The sequence below is a fragment of the Bacillus sp. FSL R5-0593 genome, assembly GCF_038603755.1.
GTDB classification, from domain to species: domain Bacteria; phylum Bacillota; class Bacilli; order Bacillales; family Bacillaceae; genus Bacillus; species Bacillus velezensis.
Window position 1 is genome coordinate 547,847 of record NZ_CP152011.1, and the last position, 16,053, is coordinate 563,899.

The following is a 16,053-nucleotide window of genomic DNA, read 5'->3' on the forward strand; positions in this document are numbered from 1 at the left end:
TTGGATAGTAATACTCAACGCCCTATTAAAGAATCTGGCATCGTCTGCATTGTCGTTAATTTTTCCTCTGTATCATGAGCATATTTATATCCCTTACCGTAATCTAAATCTTTCATCAAAAGGAGCAGACTTTATGTCTGCTCTTTTTTTGTTCATGAAAAAGCCATTTTTTATCCCCAGTCTGATAAAAGATTTTCTGTGAAATCATTTAACAATTATTGGTCAATTTTTCTTTTTCAATAATATCCTTTACCACATCCTCAATTGTGATATGCCCAAGAGCTTTTTCCAAGGCAGATTGGGCGATTTCAAATATTGGACCAATTGTACTTTGAATGTTCCGGCCTACAGGACATTGAGGATTGGGATTTTCATGTATACTAAACAATTCTTTATCTTGAACAACATTAACTGCTCTATAAACATCAAGTAAGGTGATTTCAGTTAAATCCTTCGCTAATTCAGCTCCTGCAATACCTGGCCGAACATTTACTAAACCTGCTTTTTTCAGCATCCCCATAATTTTTCTTATGAAGGCGGGATTTGTATTTACACTTCCAGCTAAAAATTCAGAAGTGCTAATTCCGTCTTCATTTATTTCAATAAGAGCCAATATATGAATTCCTACAGCAAAACGGCTGCTAATAGACATGATTTCTTCACCATCCTCATTACTTTACACTCTTTATAGTACACTTGTAACTGAATGTATTACAAGTTCTTTTACTCTAATATGCTCAATTAACAAGATGATAAAAGTATTGACAAATAAATGAGGTGTAACTAAAATTATTACATGTAATCAATATGGTTACATTTAAAATTTTGAATGATTAGGAGGACTTTAAATTGAAAATTGGAATCATTGGTGCAACCGGAAAAGCTGGAAGTCTTATCTTGAAAGAAGCGGTAAGCAGGGGACATGAAGTAACTGCAATTGTAAGAGATGCTGCAAAACTTAAAGAGGAAAAGATTGCAATCATTGAAAAAAATATAATTGATCTTACATCGGATGATCTAAAAAAATTAGATGTAGCAGTTAATGCCTTCGGTGCTCCATTAGGAGAAGAACAGGCACATGTAGATGCTGGCCGGGCATTAATTAGGGCATTAAAAGGAACGGGTACAAGAGCCGTAATTGTAGGTGGAGCAGGGAGTCTTTATGTAGACGAAAATAAAACTCTCAGTGTAATGGATACACCTGATTTCCCGGAGATTTTTATTCCGACAGCTAAAGGGCAAGGTCGTAACTTGCAAGAACTAAAGGAAACTTCTGATATGAACTGGACATTTATCAGTCCTTCAGCGGTATTTGACCCAGACGGGAAAAGAACTGGATTTTATCAGTCAGGAAAAGATCATCTTCTTGTGAATTCGAAAGGCGAAAGTTATATCAGCTATGCAGACTATGCAATTGCAGTATTGGATGAAATTGAAAATCCAAAACATATAAATGAACGCTTTACAGTTGTTGGAGAAGCTGAATAAGTGATTGAGTAGAAACAAAGGGTACCATTAGTGTCATCGCTCTAATGGTATCTTCCTTCTAAGAATGTACGGAGACATTGAAAACTTTGCAAACAGAGAAGCGGATTATTTTTATGAAAAAGGGGATTTATCACGTTCCAATGAGTATTATCGAGCTGATGACAGAGTAGGTGCTTAGTGAGTTGGACCAAAAAAATATGTATAAATAGCTCTGACTAAAACTTTTGTGGGTTAGTTAGAGCTTTTGTAAACCCACTCGTTTTCGTGAGTTGGCTCTTTTAAAATACATCTATCAACATGATATTTATTATTAAGTAAAGTAAGGAGTCCGTCAAAACTCCTAAATTACAGAAGTTTATTTTCATGATAGTTTAATCATGATGTCACTCTCGAATAATATTGATTAAACTTGATTGAATAGATCAAGACATAAATAACGATTAGTGCGGCAAATGTGTTTAGAACAATGGTTTTATAACAGAAAACACGTTTCACTTTATTGAGGGCCCAGCGGGTGAATAACCCGTGGAGCTTCAAGTCTTCTCGGCCGCATCCTAATGATACCAAGGGTCTTGACACCTTTGGTATTTTTTGTTTTAAGTGCATGTGGCATTAAAAAAGTGCTGACCTCTGCACAAAATCTTTGCGCGAGTCTGCACTTTTATTCTGCAAGATACACTGCCCATTATCATCGATTATGGGCGTTTATTTAATCCGTTCTTAGCCGAGCTGGTGCCTGGTTTTTAGAAGTTTTTTTTAAGTGGGTAAAACCAACAAATTTTTTGCCTTCTTCATCCCATAGTCGAAACTTTAATGACTTAATACTTGTTGCCAGTGTGATGGTCGGAACGCTTTGCAATGGTTCAGTGTTGTTATGCACGATTTCAAGCTTATAGTTTGGGACTCTTGGGCTTAAATGATGAACATGATGGAAACCGATATTGCCTGTTAACCATTGCATGACTTTTGGAAGCTTATAAAAAGAGCTTCCTTCAACGGCTGCTTTTACATATTCCCAATGCTCATCTTCTTCGAAATATGAATCCTCAAACGTATGCTGAATATAAAACAACCAAATTCCGAGGGATCCCGATATCATAAAAATTGGTGTCTGGACCAGCAGAAAGTTTTGCCAGCCGATAGCCCAACATAAAAGTGCTGCCAAAGCGACGATCCCCAGGTTCGTTACATATGTATTCATCCGTTCTGTGCGTTTTGCCCCTTTACGATTAAAACGATTGGTAATCCCGAAGACGTAAATCGGTCCGATAATAAACATAACAAACGGATTTCTGTACAAACGGTACATTATTTTTGTCTTAGTTGAGGCTTCCTTATATTCCTCAACAGTCAGTACCCAAATATCGCCCGTACCGCGTTTGTCCAGGTTGCTGCTTGTCGCATGATGGACAGAATGATCGTGTGCCCAATGATCAAACGGATGCAGAGTCAGAATTCCTGTTATTGTTCCAAGGATTCGATTCGCCTTTCTGTTCTTAAAAAAGGAATAGTGGCAGCAATCATGAAAGATGATGAAGGTTCTTACTAAAAAACCTGCTGCAACGACAGAAATGGCTAATGTAAGGAAATAAGAAATGGACAAGCTCTTATATGCCAAATACCATAGCAGGAAAAATGGTACCAATGTGTTAATGATTTGACATATACTTTTTTGTAAATCGGACTTTTCATAAGGTGTAACCAGTTTTCTCAAAGTCCTTAGGTTTTGTTCATTCATTTTTTAAAGATTTCCCCTTCCCTGATGTTCTTCTAAGTATCGAAAACGTTTGTCTTTGAAGTCACAGCGTCATACACCATAGATGATAAGTATCTTTCCCATCCGCCTGTGAAATTATTGGAAATGAGATACTTTTTTCCAGACTGATTAAATCTTTATTAGCAGAACCAGCCGGAATACAAAAGGTGTATGAAGATTATACCCGGCTCTTTATCGGGCCAAACTCTCTCCATGCTCCCCAATGTGAATCGGTTTATTTAGACCGTAAACTTTGATTGTTTGAGGAACAAACATGACAAGTTAATACCGTTAAAATAGAGGTATACCTGAGTGATCGTTTGGAAACATCTGCAGAAACAAAGCTATACCAGTGAACAGCCAAGAATATCTTGTACTTGAACAAGAAACAGCTGAGCTTTTTAAAGAAATCTTTAACAATCAATATGAAGTACTGGGTTTGAAGACACTCGTGATCCATTTTCACGGTGTTTTCACACCATAGTTATTAATAAGCATCTTATTTTGCACTGGTATCGACAGGTTTAACAAATAAAACATGAATGAACATATTATTAATTTGCAGTTATTTCCGTTTCGTGCTATGATAAAGGAGAATTATTTTTGTTCGTGTAAAGGATAGTATGAATATCGACTTTTCGTCTTGATGATACTTTGGGCAAGGATAGTAATACAATGTGTAACACACTAGGAGGCAACAAAAATGGAACAAGGTACAGTTAAATGGTTTAATGCAGAAAAAGGTTTTGGATTTATCGAACGTGAAAATGGAGACGATGTATTCGTACACTTTTCTGCAATCCAAAGTGACGGATTCAAATCTTTAGACGAAGGTCAAAAAGTAACGTTTGACGTTGAGCAAGGTGCTCGTGGAGCTCAAGCTGCTAACGTTCAAAAAACTGCTTAATCTTCAATCGTTTATACAAACAGGCTCTTTATATAGGGCCTGTTTTTTTATGTTCTCTGTATCATACTGAATAAAAAAACCCTACTCAACGTTCGAGTAGGGACAGTTGCTACAAGGTAAGAAAAAGGTTTAAAACCTCAAAGGATTGTTTACAGTATAACATACCGGATTGACGATATGTGGAATATATATAAATGATTTGTTTTTATGTTCTCAATATAACTGTATGTTATTCTTTGTTACATTTCGCATATCTCTTTTATGAAAAGAAGATAAACAACTGCTATTCACTGTGGAAGCAGATGTAGAGGGAAGTGGTTGTTTTTTCTTCTGGAAATAATCACTTAAGACCTAAAACAATGAAAGCCCTGCCTCTCTTCCATCCTTACGGCTCCTTGTCCGTGCCAGTGTGAATCAGGATTACAAAAATCAAGTGACTATTTCATCGAGTTTCTTGATAAAACATCAAATGTTCGTTAAAGAAAAAAATAAAACAGATTAGATTGTAGGAATAATAAAAGAGGTTAATGTTCTAAAAGTAAGTTGAAGAAGTTAAGCGTCTTTGAAATATTTTAATCGTAATATTCCGAAAACTCGTGGGTGCTTTTTGGAATGCAAAACATTATTTAAAATTAACCTTAGCAGAAACTTTTTATTTGTTTTTCAGTGATTCCTTTAATGACTTCCAGTTCACTAATCAAAAATTCATATGCATTATCCAACATTTTTTTTTCGCTTGAATTAAGTGCTTTTTCTTTCTTCATTCGCATTAAATCACGTACAACTTCAGCGCCTTCTTGTATTTCACCCGTTTTTATTTTGTTCGTATTTACTATATACCTTTGCTTCCACGGCAGTAACCTATCTGATTCTCCATGCTGAAAAATGTGTATAATGTGTTTTAATGCACGTATATCAGTAACTGGCCGTATATTTGAACTCAATATTTTACGCGTTGGAATCATAACTGTCATATTACTGATTGACATTCTTATGACATAATACTGTTGTTTTTCCTCTAAGAATTGTTTTTCTTCTATGGCTTCAATTGTACCTGCTCCGTGCATTGGATAAACAATGTTATCGCCAATTTGAAACATATAATCCACCTCCATATATGGGAACTTAACTTAAGGTTATCATATATAGAGTGAGATATCAAATTTTTAATGATAACATGGTCATTTATTGGTGTCAATAATTTTTTTAAAAAAACAACATCGAAACAAGAGGGAACCTGTGGGATTCCCAAAAAAGGAAAGATCAATTCAATTGGTCCGTGTATATCTTGGAATCTCGACTAATTAACAAAGATCAGTTTTTCTTCGTTGAAAATGAGTTATTAAATCTCCTTTAGGAGTTCATGACTTGACATCAATGACACTTTACTAATCTATATGGGCACAATTTAATCACCGATTTTTAACCATAATTCAATTAATGAAATGATAAAATAGGAGAAGACAGCCAAAAAGAAATGAGAGCAGATTCAGATGCGTAACACAAGAATAACTCATCGTGATCGTATTCGTACACATTTTTACAGAGGAGGACAATTATGATTGGAATACTGGCAGGAATGGGGCCAAAATCTACTGGGCCATTTGTAGATAAGGTAGTAGACGAGTGCCAAAAAATATATGGAGCAATACATGACATGGATTTCCCTCATATGATGATTTATTCTTGTCCGACTCCTTTCTATATGAATAAACCTCTCAATCATACGGACATGGAAAAGGCAATTATTGAGGGGGCTGTAAAGCTTGAAAAAACGGGTGTTGATTTTATTGCCATCCCATGTAATACCGCACATATTTATTTTAACCAAATAAAAAAATCGCTTTCAGTCCCTTTACTAAACATGGTTGATGAAACCATAAAAAAAATACCTAAAGGCTCCAAAAAAGCAGCTCTTTTAGCCACCGTTCCTACGGTTCAATCTGGAATATTTCAAGAAGCGTTAAACAGAGAAGGTTATGATTTTTTACATCAAGATAGTTGGCAAATCTATGTCGATCACATAATAGAAAAGATTAAACAAGGTCAAATCAATGCGGCTAGTACATTATATGATGAATTACACCGTGAATTAGCAGAAAAGGTTGATACGGTTATCATTGCATGTACGGATTTAAATATGGTTACGGATCAAAGAAGAAGCGGACTTACCTTTGTTGATTCATCAGCTTGTCTCGCTCAAGCCATTGTAAATAAGTATGTATTATTAACAAAATAAGCCGTCTGATTTATCAGCAGATTCAGGGCGCTTTTTTTCCGTTAAAGCGCCCGGATTCGGCAGATACATGATCCTCGATTACTTCTTTGAATGTAACTTCCCCGCGTTATTGTTCTTTTAACATTGAATACTTTCGATACGCTTTATAGAAACTGCAGCCAAATAGAACAGCCATAAGGGCGGGAAGCGACCTCAAAAGGGCAAATGGAGTTTCAAATAAAAATGCTTTCCAAAACATTGCGCCTTCCATACTCCACAGACCTTCAGCTAAATACAAACCTGAATTCGTGTAAAGCATATTACAATAAAACAAGCACAGTAACCCAAAACAAGATGAAAAACTCATTAGTCTTTTATAATAATTACTCTTTGATTGGCGATCCGAGAAGATTTCATTTTGATCATCATCTTCTTTTTGCCAATATCGAGTTCCAAGCCCCCAAGGGCCATTTATATAAACCCAGCCGAAGTCTTCATAGATCTCTTTGTAGTCTTTGAACTTTTTCTTTGATAAATAATCTTGATAATCCAGTCGCATCACATATTTTTTGTCGGTTTTTTCGAAAGTGTATATTCCTAATCCGCTGATATTTGTACAGCGATAGCCTTTTTGTAATTGCTCGTTCAGCCATTGCTCCTCTTTTTCAATATCAAAAAACACCTTAAATTTCTTCATTCGATTCACTTCCTTCGTACAGGGATAAAATATGCAGTAACCTGTTTTGTTCCATTTTCAAAATGGCGCTTCCTTCCGCAGTTATCATATAAACTTTTCTCCGGCCCGACTCTCCGACAGGTTCAATCCAGCCATGCTTATTCAAGTTTTCAATCGCGCCGTATAATGTGCCGGCCGCTAAAATAACAGTTCCGTTACTCATCTTTTCGATCTTCTGCATGGCGGCATAGCCATGAAGCGGCTCCCGCAGAGCTAATAAAATATAATGCATGGTTTCAGACAGCGGTAATAATTTATGTTTCATATCCTCATCCTCTATTCAGTCTGACTATATAGTTAAACTTAATACAGTTCAACTGAATAGTCAATGGTCTTTTCAAAATTTGTCAAAGGAACTTGAAAATCAAATCTAAAAAGCCGCTTTTCTTACGTAATGGGAAGCGACTTCTGGGTAGTCCTATTCAATTAAATGGCCCGATTGTTGGTTGTAATGCCTAACTTCAGTGTTTGAAATGCCGGGCGGTAATAAGATTTCACTTTATCGAATGCCCAGCGTATAAATACCCCGTGAAGGTCCAAACCCTCTCGGCCGCATTAATAATACCAAGGGTTTTGAGTCCCTTGGTATTTTTTGTTCATTGAATTATTATAAACTTCTAACTTAGTTAATGGCTGTCGTTCCAGTTTCTCTCTATAAATGTATTCGCAGGTTGTAAGTTGGTTTTGTTCGCAATTTCAATGACAGCGGGAACCACGGAAGGGTCTGTTTTGGAGAAGTTCGGAATCCGCGGATCTAACCGGAAAAAGCGATCTCCCAGCAGATTCGCGCTGACCATGGATTCATAGTAGCCATTTCCGCCGGAGATCATCTGAAGAAATGGCAGTAAAGGTTCATTAGGCGACCTGTCCAAAAGGACTCCCCAATTTGGAGGAAGGTTCTTCAGGTTTTCGGGACGTATGTTATCCGCACTCACCATTCCCCATCCCCTCGTATCTCTTCTTAACCGAGTCGGGGCTTCACCTGTACCGATGGATAGCGCCGCAATTTGATCCAATGGCACGTTGGCTTTACCAACCGCAAACGCGATACTGGCCGTACTGGGGTTCGTTGCCACTACATATCCGTCCACGTAGTTTTGATAGGCGCGCTGCGTCGCGGGAGCACCGCTGCTCCGCAGTATGACATCACTCACTTTCTCATTTAAATAGGGAGAGCCGGGAAAGTTGTGAAATAATACGGGCGTCCAACGATCCAGTGCTGGGGAGTATAATTTGAATGAAGGGACAACAATTCGTTTTCTTACATCTTTAAGACGAAGGCCTGGCGGGAAAAAGTTTCGTACCGCTTTAATAAAATCGGAATATGGTAATTGTTGATTGAAAACAGGTCCGCCCGGCCGGGAAGTGCTGAATGCGGGCAGGATTTCATCCTCAAAATACTGAAGTGTTTCCTTCGGAGATCTTCCGCTTGCTAATGCAAGGGCAGTAAATGAACCGATTGAATTTCCCGCAAATACATGGGTTCGGCTTATTAATGCTGGATTTTCTTCAGCCAGTCTGTTCAATAGTTGTAAACTTAAAGCACCTAAGGTACCGCCCCCGTCAAAGGTCATGATCCGATACTTTGCCAAAGCTGATTTCTCCTTTCTGATGAAAACTATCATTCAGTATATGTTCAACCAGAGTCTATTGTATGGATGAATGAATATCTCATACCATAAAAATTGCTCAATTTATCAATCTAACGGGGTGGGAAAGAAAATATTTTTAAGTTTAAGAGGCAGCTCATGAAGGTATTCCTGGAAAGAAGGAGAATAGGTTATAAAAATAAAAGGGGGAAAACACTTGAATACAATTGACCTTATTATTTTACATTTTGAAGAGGTAAGACGGCGAAGCATCAAGTTATGGGCAGCTATACCTGAGGAAAAAATGGACTGGCGCCCGGATTCCGAAGCCATGTCGTGTAAGGAAATGATAAGACATGTATTAGAAGCAGAATTTCTTTATCATCAAATTTTAATGAAAAATATGAGTGAGTTTTCAGAGGAAACTATTAATCCTTATGAATCAAAAATGTTTACCACTGTAAGCGAAGAATTAGAATTTGCAAAACCGTATCGGGCCGAGTTTTTGACATTCATCAAATCGTTAAACGAAACAGATTTAACAAATATAAAGATTGACAGGTCTGATGTTGGATATATTCGCGAACTAGGAGACATGTTATTAAGAATCGCTTACCATGAGTCCGTACATACCGGTCAGCTTTTAGACTATCTCAGAACTGCTGAAGTGGACAGGCCTTTAATTTGGGACTAGTTAAATGATAGAGTTTTACAAGGAAAGCGGAAAGAATGGAATATAAACCGATTAATTTTCAAGAGAAATTAGCTGCGTTCCAAGATCAATGGTCTCCAAAAGTAATCGCTGAAATGAATGACTATCAATTTAAACTTGTTAAGGTACAAGGGGATTTTGTTTGGCATAAGCATGACGAAACAGATGAAGTCTTCATTGTCATTGAGGGTAATTTAATCATTGAATTTCGTGATGGAGAAGTAACATTAAATGAAGGTGAAATGTTTGTCATTCCGAAAAATGTTGAACATAAACCTTATGCAGAATCAGAGTGTAACATTTTGCTTGTAGAACCTAAAGGTGTTGTGAATACCGGGCAGGAAATAACTGATCAAACAGCTGAAAATGATGTCTGGGTCTAGCCTGTAACAAAAAAATGATCAAAAATCCGAAAGATCGAAGACGATTAGAGAAAATGATCAGGAAAACCAATTAAGAATGATTTAAGGTAAAATATTGAAAAATTTTGTTAATATTATAATACATTGTTTGGAAATGTAATCATTTTATAAGGAGTTTTCTAATTGCGTTGGAGTAAATGGTTCAATATTTTTTGTATAGCAGCATTGGGGTCAATATATGGCTATAAATTGTTTACTAACCAAGAAGTCAGTACGACTCGTTTAATCATAGCTGCTGCAATTATTTTGTGGAACATTGTCGGACTTTTTAGCAAAGAACCAGTAAAACAAACACAGCAAGCAAACTAAAAGTCAAAAAACACTTTCCAATCGTTCAACAAAAAGTTGGTACAGAAGGATGCTGCAGCGCGCAGCATCCTTTTTACGCTGCTTATTATAATCGTCAAAAATCATTCAAGTTTCATCAGGCATCCAGAATCTGTTGTATCGATAAATCAAAATTGCCCTAAAATGTGCCGGTTCATCAAAATACCAGTCCAAGCTGCAGTTATTTCTTTACATAGTATGTAAAGATTAAAAAATGAGAGAAGGAGTGGCGTAATGTATTATAACGAAGGTGAAGATCAACAGTACGTTCAGAAGAAAAAGCCATACAACGAAGCCTGTGACCTTGGCCATGATTTTGATATGGCGGAAGACGAAGCAAGAGCAGAAGCAGCAAGAGAAGCAGAAGCGAGAGCCAGAGCGGAAGAGGCGATAGCAAGAGCGGAAGAAGCAAGAGCCAGAGCAGCAGAAGCAGCAAGAGCAACGGCAGAAGCAAAGGTAAAAGCGGCAAAATTAGCAGCAAAAGCGAAATGTAAAAAACGTCATAAGAAAGAGAAAAAACAGGATTGCAAACGTAAGCACAAGAAGAAAAAATAAGAGCTTTTCATCATATAAAAGATAAGATTCAATGTGTATTGATTTTATCCGTACAGGGATGCAAAAACGCGATAAAGAAAAAGATTCTTGTCGGGGGATCAAGCAGAAAGATTGCTCAGCCGGTGTCTCAGCAGAACCATGCATGGCAGGGCAAACATAATTTTCTATGGACTTCCATAGTTTGGTCGGGATATCACGCCAATAAATGTAAGTGCCTATCATGATAAAAAAGGCAGGAGAGACAAGAGTTTCGGCAGCTTGCCGCTCTTGTCTTTTTTTGTTTTTATATCATCTTCGCGTATATGTATCTATTTTTAAGTTTGCAGAACATCTGTCTAAGAATTTGTCCCATTCCTACATATACTGGTATCGGAATCAAATGCTTATTGGGAGTGAAATAGATGGGATCAGCACAGTTAACAGGACGCGTCATCTTCAAAGGGGACCCCGGCTATACACAGGCGGTTAAGAATTGGAACCCTTATGTTGATGTCTGTCCGCTTGTCTTTGTTTTTGCACAAAATTCATACGATGTAAGTAATGCTATTAAATGGGCTCGTGAGAAGAATGTGCCTATGCGTGTCAGAAGCGGCCGCCATGCTCTGGATAAAAATCTTTCCACGGTAAGTGATGGAATTGTTATTGATGTGAGTGACATGAATAAAGTTTTCTTAGATGAAAAAAACGCGGTAGCAACCGTTCAAACCGGCATCCACGTCGGCCCGCTTGTAAAAGGTTTAGCTCGGGAAGGTTTTATGGCCCCGTTCGGAGACAGTCCAACCGTCGGAATCGGAGGAATCACGATGGGAGGCGGATTTGGAGTGCTTTCACGATCGATCGGCCTGATAAGCGATAACCTTCTCGCACTGAAAATGGTAGATGCCAAAGGCAGGATTATTCAAGCAAATCAATCCCGCAATGAAGATTTACTGTGGGCTTCCAGAGGCGGCGGGGGAGGCAATTTCGGATATAACACCCAATATACATTCAAAGTTCACCGTGCCCCTAAAACCGCAACCGTCTTTAATATTATTTGGCCGTGGGAACAGTTAGAAACGGTATTTAAAGCGTGGCAAAAATGGGCGCCGTTTACAGACGAACGATTAGGATGCTACCTTGAGATTTACAGCAAAGTAAACGGCTTGTGCCATGCGGAAGGATTGTTCCTCGGTTCAAAACCAGAGCTGGTTCAATTATTAAAACCTTTATTAAATGCCGGAACGCCGGCACAAACAGTAATCAAAACACTATACTACCCGGATTGTATAGATTTCTTAGATCCTGACGAACCGATTCCCGGCAGATCTGATCAGAGTGTTAAATTCTCCTCGGCGTGGGCGCTCAATCTTTGGCCGGAAGAACCTATTGCAGTAATGAGACAATTTTTAGAAAAAGCGACTGGGACAGAAACCAATTTCTTTTTTATCAATTGGGGCGGCGCGATAAGCAGAGTACCAAGCAGTGAAACAGCCTTCTATTGGCGCCGTCCGTTGTTTTATACGGAATGGACGGCTAGTTGGAAAAATAAATCACAAGAAGCTTCGAATCTTGCATCAGTTGAAAGAGTGCGTCAGCTGATGAAACCATATGTAACAGGTTCATATGTGAATGTTCCGGATCAAAATATCGAGAACTTCGGAAAAGCATATTATGGCTCAAACTTTGCAAGGCTTCAAAGAATAAAGGCGAAATACGATCCCGAAAATGTATTCCGTTTTCCGCAAAGCATCCCGCCATCGTATAAATAGTTTGATCGTTTTGGGAAACAAATAAAAAACACACCAGAACATTCAGGTGTGTTTTTATCGTTGCTAAATTTGGATATTCAATTGCATCCCAGTGCGGATTCCAAACGATTTCCCATAGGTGCCCGTCGGGTCTTGGAAGTGCCCGGAGTATCCGCCCCAAAAAGTATCATGAGCGGGATCAGTTATCGTTGCTCCTGCCTGTTTTGCCTGTTCCATGACTTTATCGACTTCAGCTTTACTGCCAACATTATGTCCTCATGTAAATTCTGCAGGGCTTGGCGCAGTTAACGTAACGTTTGTTTCATGTGCGATGTCTTTGCGGTTCCAAATGGCAAGTTTCAGTCCTGTTTGTAAGTCAAAAAAGGCAGCTGCGCCATGTTCAAATTCTGTACCGGCTATTCCCTCTGTAGGCAGACCCAAGCCATCTCGATAGAAGTGAAGCGATTTTTCTAAATTGTCTGCGCCTAAAGTAATTACTGTAATCCGCGGCTTCATAGCAATCATTGATCAAGAGCAATATAAAGTATTGGACATTTTCATTGAAAAGATTTTGACATTTCAGTAAAGAACCTATATATTCATATATGAGCACATAATCATATAAGATTATTTTTGTGTCCATGTTAGAATGCTTCATAACAGAAAAGAAATAATAAATGCAGTGTATGAGATAAGGAGGAGATTTTTATGGGTCACAATCACAATCACGCTGGCGGATCCAATAAGAAGGTTTTATTGATCTCTTTTATCATGATTACAGGTTATATGATAATAGAAGCGATAGGCGGATTTTTAACCAATAGTTTAGCGCTTTTGTCAGATGCCGGTCATATGCTGAGTGACTCAATCTCATTAATGGTTGCTCTGATTGCTTTTAAATTGGCCGAAAAAAAGGCAAGTCATCATAAGACATTCGGCTACAAACGATTTGAGATTCTCGCAGCTGTGATAAACGGTGTTGCATTAATATTGATTTCCCTTTATATCATTTATGAAGCAATCAAACGTTTCTCTCATCCGCCGGAGGTAGCAACAACCGGCATGCTGACGATTAGTATCATCGGGTTAGCTGTAAATATATTGGTCGCTTGGATTATGATGAGTGGCGGAGATACAAAGAATAATCTGAATATAAGAGGAGCTTATTTACATGTAATAAGCGATATGCTCGGCTCTGTAGGTGCCATTTTAGCTGCCATACTTATCATCTTCTTTGGATGGGGCTGGGCAGATCCATTGGCTAGTATCATTGTGGCTATTCTTGTTCTAAGAAGCGGTTACAATGTGACTAAAGATTCCATTCACATCTTAATGGAAGGAACTCCAGAAAATATCGATGTCTATGATATCATTCGTACAATTGAAGGGACAGAGGGAATTCAAAACATTCATGATTTACACATATGGTCTATCACAAGCGGATTGAATGCTCTTTCTTGCCACGCAGTTGTTGACGGTCAACTGACCATTTCAGAAAGTGAAAATATTTTACGCAAAATTGAACATGAACTTGAGCATAAAGGCATTACACATGTAACCATTCAAATGGAAACAGCAGCGCATAATCACGACAATACGATTCTTTGTCAGGCCCAGACTGAGAATCCGCGTGACCATCATCATCATTAAAGGAGGAAATAGGGACTCACTTTGTCTGCTGACAATTAAGATAAAACCGGAGGGGGGATTCATATGTACGACGCGATAGTAATCGGAGCCGGTCAGGCAGGAATCTCAGTAGGATATTATCTAAAGAAGTCGAAACAAAAGTTTATCATTTTGGATAAAGGTCATGAAGTGGGAGAAAGCTGGAACAACCGGTATGACTCATTGGTTTTATTTACTTCTCGAATGTACAGCTCTTTGCCTGGAATGCAGCTTGAAGGAGACAAGCATGGACTCCCTTCAAAAAATGAAATTGCTGCTTATCTGAAAAAATACGTTGAAAGATTTGAAATCCCGATCCAATTACGGACAGAAGTAATAAGTGTCCAAAAATTAAACAACTATTTCTTAATAAAAACAAACCGGGAAGAATATCAAACGAAGAATCTTGTGATGGCCGCAGGTCCTTTTCATACCCCTAATATTCCATCAATATCAAGGGATGTAGCCGATCATATTCATCAATTACATTCTTCACAATATAAACATTCAAAACAACTGGCGCCTGGGAATGTACTGGTAGTCGGCGGCGGGAATAGCGGGGCTCAGATAGCTGTTGAATTATCAAAAGAAAGAGTTACATATTTGGCTTGCAGTAATAAACCGGCTTATTTCCCTTTATGGATTGGAAAAAGAAGTATCTTTTGGTGGTTTGATAAATTAGGAGTTTTACATGCAAGTCATACATCCATATTAGGCAAGTTCATTCAGAAGAAAGGCGACCCCATATTTGGGTATGAATTAAAACATGCAATAAGACAGAAGAAGATCATCTTAAAACAAAGAGTCATAGCCGGAAAGCAAAATGAAATCATTTTTAAAGATTCATCTTCATTAGAAGTAAACAATATCATTTGGGCAACTGGTTTTAAGAATCCGCTTTGTTGGATGAAAATAGAAGGTGTTTTGGATAAGGAAGGCCGAATTATACATCACCGGGGTGTTTCAGCTGCGGAAGGATTGTATTTTATTGGTTTGCCTTGGCAGCATAGGCGAGGTTCAGCGCTGCTTCAAGGTGTAGGAAATGATGCTGAATACATTGTAAAACAAATGAACGGCGGATAGACAGAGGAGAGCAGTAACTTACGTGTTTACTGCTCTTTTTTGTGTTGAATAAGTCCGGTTATGTGACTGTGTAAAGCCGAAAAAATCTTTTGGCTTAATTAATAAGAAGATCCCTGACTCATTGATTGTGCAACATTCTGACGTACCTCCCTAGCTAACTGCGCGGCACGTAAGGAAGCCTGCCAAATAGCCGGACTCACTGCAGATTGACTGATGGATAATGCCTGTTGTGTGGCTGGAACCATTGGTCTTAGGAGATTTTCCGCCTCGTCTACAGATGACGCGTATTGGTGACCGGCTGCTCTTCGCAGGTCTGCTATCGCTGCGGGGAAGTTTGACCATAGACGAAGTATTGAATTCATGCAGCCAACCATAAGAGGAAAATGAGGAGCCCGGCCTTGTCCGGCGGCGAGAAGCTCTGCTGCGCCTAAAGCGGAATAAACGTGATAGCTCAACGGAGTAAGATATTTCGCGTGTACAGTATGAAGTTCTCGTAATCCCCAAGTGTCTGGAAGAAATCTGAATTCTGAACTCATACCGCATCCCAGAGCGAGTGCTCTGCTGACAGCCTGCAAGTGTTTCACTACCGCAGCCATTGATTGTTGAAAGGAGGATGAGTGTATTGGAATTTGTTGAATCGCAGATAAATGGCTTCGCATTTTATGATTTGCCTGACTTAAATCAGGCTGCTGTCTGTAATCATATACATAATACGGATAATAATAATAATACATATCTAAACTCCCTTTATGAATGGCTTTTAGGAGCAGGATATGCACCCAGATTGTTTTTGATAAGGGCATGTGCCTAAATGAATCCGTCAAATGTTGTTGAGTCTGAATATTTTAGCCCGCCAAAACCAATG

General features: G+C 38.5%; 17 protein-coding genes and 1 pseudogene. 10 read left to right on the forward strand and 8 right to left on the reverse strand.

What is annotated here, in order from left to right; translation table 11 throughout:
- Window positions 1–208: 208 nt before the first annotated feature.
- Window positions 209–652, reverse strand: coding sequence for an Rrf2 family transcriptional regulator (locus NYE36_RS02695; protein ID WP_015239220.1), 444 nt, complete (start codon window positions 650–652; stop codon window positions 209–211).
- Window positions 653–849: 197 nt separating this feature from the next.
- On the opposite strand from NYE36_RS02695, the gene NYE36_RS02700 reads away from it, so the two are divergent.
- Complete coding sequence (locus NYE36_RS02700; RefSeq protein ID WP_094032112.1) at window positions 850–1,488, forward strand: NAD(P)-dependent oxidoreductase; 639 nt, start codon at window positions 850–852, stop codon at window positions 1,486–1,488.
- Window positions 1,489–2,197: 709 nt separating this feature from the next.
- Here NYE36_RS02700 and NYE36_RS02705 read toward each other — a convergent pair.
- Window positions 2,198–3,226 (reverse strand): fatty acid desaturase, encoded by a 1,029-nt coding sequence (locus NYE36_RS02705; RefSeq protein ID WP_265451280.1) that lies wholly within the window; start codon window positions 3,224–3,226, stop codon window positions 2,198–2,200.
- Window positions 3,227–3,947: 721 nt separating this feature from the next.
- Here NYE36_RS02705 and cspC point away from each other — a divergent pair.
- Window positions 3,948–4,151: a cold shock protein CspC gene (cspC, locus tag NYE36_RS02710; protein ID WP_003156143.1), complete on the forward strand. Its 204-nt coding sequence runs from the start codon at window positions 3,948–3,950 to the stop codon at window positions 4,149–4,151.
- 638 nt (window positions 4,152–4,789) lie between these two features.
- On the opposite strand, the gene NYE36_RS02715 is transcribed toward cspC, so the two are convergent.
- The gene (locus NYE36_RS02715) at window positions 4,790–5,251 is read right to left on the reverse strand and encodes a CarD family transcriptional regulator (RefSeq protein ID WP_041481999.1); all 462 of its coding nucleotides are present in this window, start codon (window positions 5,249–5,251) and stop codon (window positions 4,790–4,792) included.
- Window positions 5,252–5,709: 458 nt separating this feature from the next.
- On the opposite strand from NYE36_RS02715, the gene NYE36_RS02720 reads away from it, so the two are divergent.
- Window positions 5,710–6,390 carry an amino acid racemase gene (locus NYE36_RS02720; protein WP_094032111.1) on the forward strand — a complete coding sequence of 227 codons (681 nt, stop codon included), beginning with the start codon at window positions 5,710–5,712 and terminating at the stop codon, window positions 6,388–6,390.
- A 106-nt stretch (window positions 6,391–6,496) separates the two neighbouring features.
- On the opposite strand, the gene NYE36_RS02725 is transcribed toward NYE36_RS02720, so the two are convergent.
- The 3 genes from NYE36_RS02725 to cotR form a co-directional block, all read right to left on the reverse strand.
- On the reverse strand, window positions 6,497–7,066 hold the full coding sequence (locus NYE36_RS02725) for a DUF2812 domain-containing protein (protein ID WP_015416892.1): 570 nt from the start codon (window positions 7,064–7,066) through the stop codon (window positions 6,497–6,499).
- Window positions 7,053–7,370: a helix-turn-helix transcriptional regulator gene (locus NYE36_RS02730; RefSeq protein ID WP_015416893.1), complete on the reverse strand. Its 318-nt coding sequence runs from the start codon at window positions 7,368–7,370 to the stop codon at window positions 7,053–7,055. Before NYE36_RS02730 ends, NYE36_RS02725 begins: the two co-directional genes overlap by 14 nt.
- A 361-nt stretch (window positions 7,371–7,731) precedes the next feature.
- On the reverse strand, window positions 7,732–8,697 hold the full coding sequence (gene cotR / locus NYE36_RS02735) for a sporulation hydrolase CotR (RefSeq protein ID WP_047935346.1): 966 nt from the start codon (window positions 8,695–8,697) through the stop codon (window positions 7,732–7,734).
- Between the two features lie 214 nt (window positions 8,698–8,911).
- On the opposite strand from cotR, the gene NYE36_RS02740 reads away from it, so the two are divergent.
- The 5 genes from NYE36_RS02740 (at window position 8,912) to NYE36_RS02760 (ending at window position 12,458) form a co-directional block, all read left to right on the forward strand.
- Window positions 8,912–9,388 (forward strand): DinB family protein, encoded by a 477-nt coding sequence (locus tag NYE36_RS02740; RefSeq protein ID WP_020955386.1) that lies wholly within the window; start codon window positions 8,912–8,914, stop codon window positions 9,386–9,388.
- 35 nt (window positions 9,389–9,423) lie between these two features.
- Window positions 9,424–9,789 (forward strand): cupin domain-containing protein, encoded by a 366-nt coding sequence (locus NYE36_RS02745; protein WP_020955387.1) that lies wholly within the window; start codon window positions 9,424–9,426, stop codon window positions 9,787–9,789.
- 162 nt (window positions 9,790–9,951) lie between these two features.
- Complete coding sequence (locus NYE36_RS02750) at window positions 9,952–10,137, forward strand: hypothetical protein (protein ID WP_007409558.1); 186 nt, start codon at window positions 9,952–9,954, stop codon at window positions 10,135–10,137.
- Window positions 10,138–10,389: 252 nt separating this feature from the next.
- Window positions 10,390–10,710: a hypothetical protein gene (locus NYE36_RS02755; protein ID WP_015416897.1), complete on the forward strand. Its 321-nt coding sequence runs from the start codon at window positions 10,390–10,392 to the stop codon at window positions 10,708–10,710.
- A 401-nt stretch (window positions 10,711–11,111) separates the two neighbouring features.
- Entirely contained in the window at window positions 11,112–12,458 is a 1,347-nt protein-coding gene (locus tag NYE36_RS02760) for an FAD-binding oxidoreductase (RefSeq protein WP_017419201.1), read from the forward strand.
- 76 nt (window positions 12,459–12,534) lie between these two features.
- Here NYE36_RS02760 and NYE36_RS02765 read toward each other — a convergent pair.
- Window positions 12,535–12,953 (reverse strand): annotated as a pseudogene (locus tag NYE36_RS02765) (VOC family protein); the annotation flags it as partial.
- A gap of 192 nt (window positions 12,954–13,145) precedes the next feature.
- On the opposite strand from NYE36_RS02765, the gene NYE36_RS02770 reads away from it, so the two are divergent.
- Together NYE36_RS02770 and NYE36_RS02775 are read left to right on the forward strand one after the other, a co-directional pair.
- On the forward strand, window positions 13,146–14,087 hold the full coding sequence (locus NYE36_RS02770) for a cation diffusion facilitator family transporter (protein ID WP_064115571.1): 942 nt from the start codon (window positions 13,146–13,148) through the stop codon (window positions 14,085–14,087).
- A gap of 63 nt (window positions 14,088–14,150) precedes the next feature.
- Complete coding sequence (locus NYE36_RS02775; RefSeq protein ID WP_015416900.1) at window positions 14,151–15,188, forward strand: NAD(P)/FAD-dependent oxidoreductase; 1,038 nt, start codon at window positions 14,151–14,153, stop codon at window positions 15,186–15,188.
- 98 nt (window positions 15,189–15,286) lie between these two features.
- Here the strand turns inward: NYE36_RS02775 and NYE36_RS02780 are convergent, their stop codons facing one another.
- On the reverse strand, window positions 15,287–15,922 hold the full coding sequence (locus NYE36_RS02780; protein WP_039252591.1) for a hypothetical protein: 636 nt from the start codon (window positions 15,920–15,922) through the stop codon (window positions 15,287–15,289).
- Window positions 15,923–16,053: the final 131 nt, after the last annotated feature.

Coding starts and splice junctions, on each gene's coding strand:
- NYE36_RS02760 (WP_017419201.1), top strand. CDS start 11,112: ATGGGATCAGCACAGTTAACAGGACGCGTCATCTTCAAAGGGGACCCC.
- NYE36_RS02770 (WP_064115571.1), top strand. CDS start 13,146: ATGGGTCACAATCACAATCACGCTGGCGGATCCAATAAGAAGGTTTTA.
- NYE36_RS02715 (WP_041481999.1), bottom strand. CDS start 5,251: ATGTTTCAAATTGGCGATAACATTGTTTATCCAATGCACGGAGCAGGT.
- NYE36_RS02730 (WP_015416893.1), bottom strand. CDS start 7,370: ATGAAACATAAATTATTACCGCTGTCTGAAACCATGCATTATATTTTA.
- NYE36_RS02705 (WP_265451280.1), bottom strand. CDS start 3,226: ATGAATGAACAAAACCTAAGGACTTTGAGAAAACTGGTTACACCTTAT.
- cspC (WP_003156143.1), top strand. CDS start 3,948: ATGGAACAAGGTACAGTTAAATGGTTTAATGCAGAAAAAGGTTTTGGA.
- NYE36_RS02745 (WP_020955387.1), top strand. CDS start 9,424: ATGGAATATAAACCGATTAATTTTCAAGAGAAATTAGCTGCGTTCCAA.
- NYE36_RS02755 (WP_015416897.1), top strand. CDS start 10,390: ATGTATTATAACGAAGGTGAAGATCAACAGTACGTTCAGAAGAAAAAG.
- NYE36_RS02780 (WP_039252591.1), bottom strand. CDS start 15,922: ATGTATTATTATTATTATCCGTATTATGTATATGATTACAGACAGCAG.
- NYE36_RS02720 (WP_094032111.1), top strand. CDS start 5,710: ATGATTGGAATACTGGCAGGAATGGGGCCAAAATCTACTGGGCCATTT.
- NYE36_RS02695 (WP_015239220.1), bottom strand. CDS start 652: ATGTCTATTAGCAGCCGTTTTGCTGTAGGAATTCATATATTGGCTCTT.
- NYE36_RS02725 (WP_015416892.1), bottom strand. CDS start 7,066: ATGAAGAAATTTAAGGTGTTTTTTGATATTGAAAAAGAGGAGCAATGG.
- NYE36_RS02775 (WP_015416900.1), top strand. CDS start 14,151: ATGTACGACGCGATAGTAATCGGAGCCGGTCAGGCAGGAATCTCAGTA.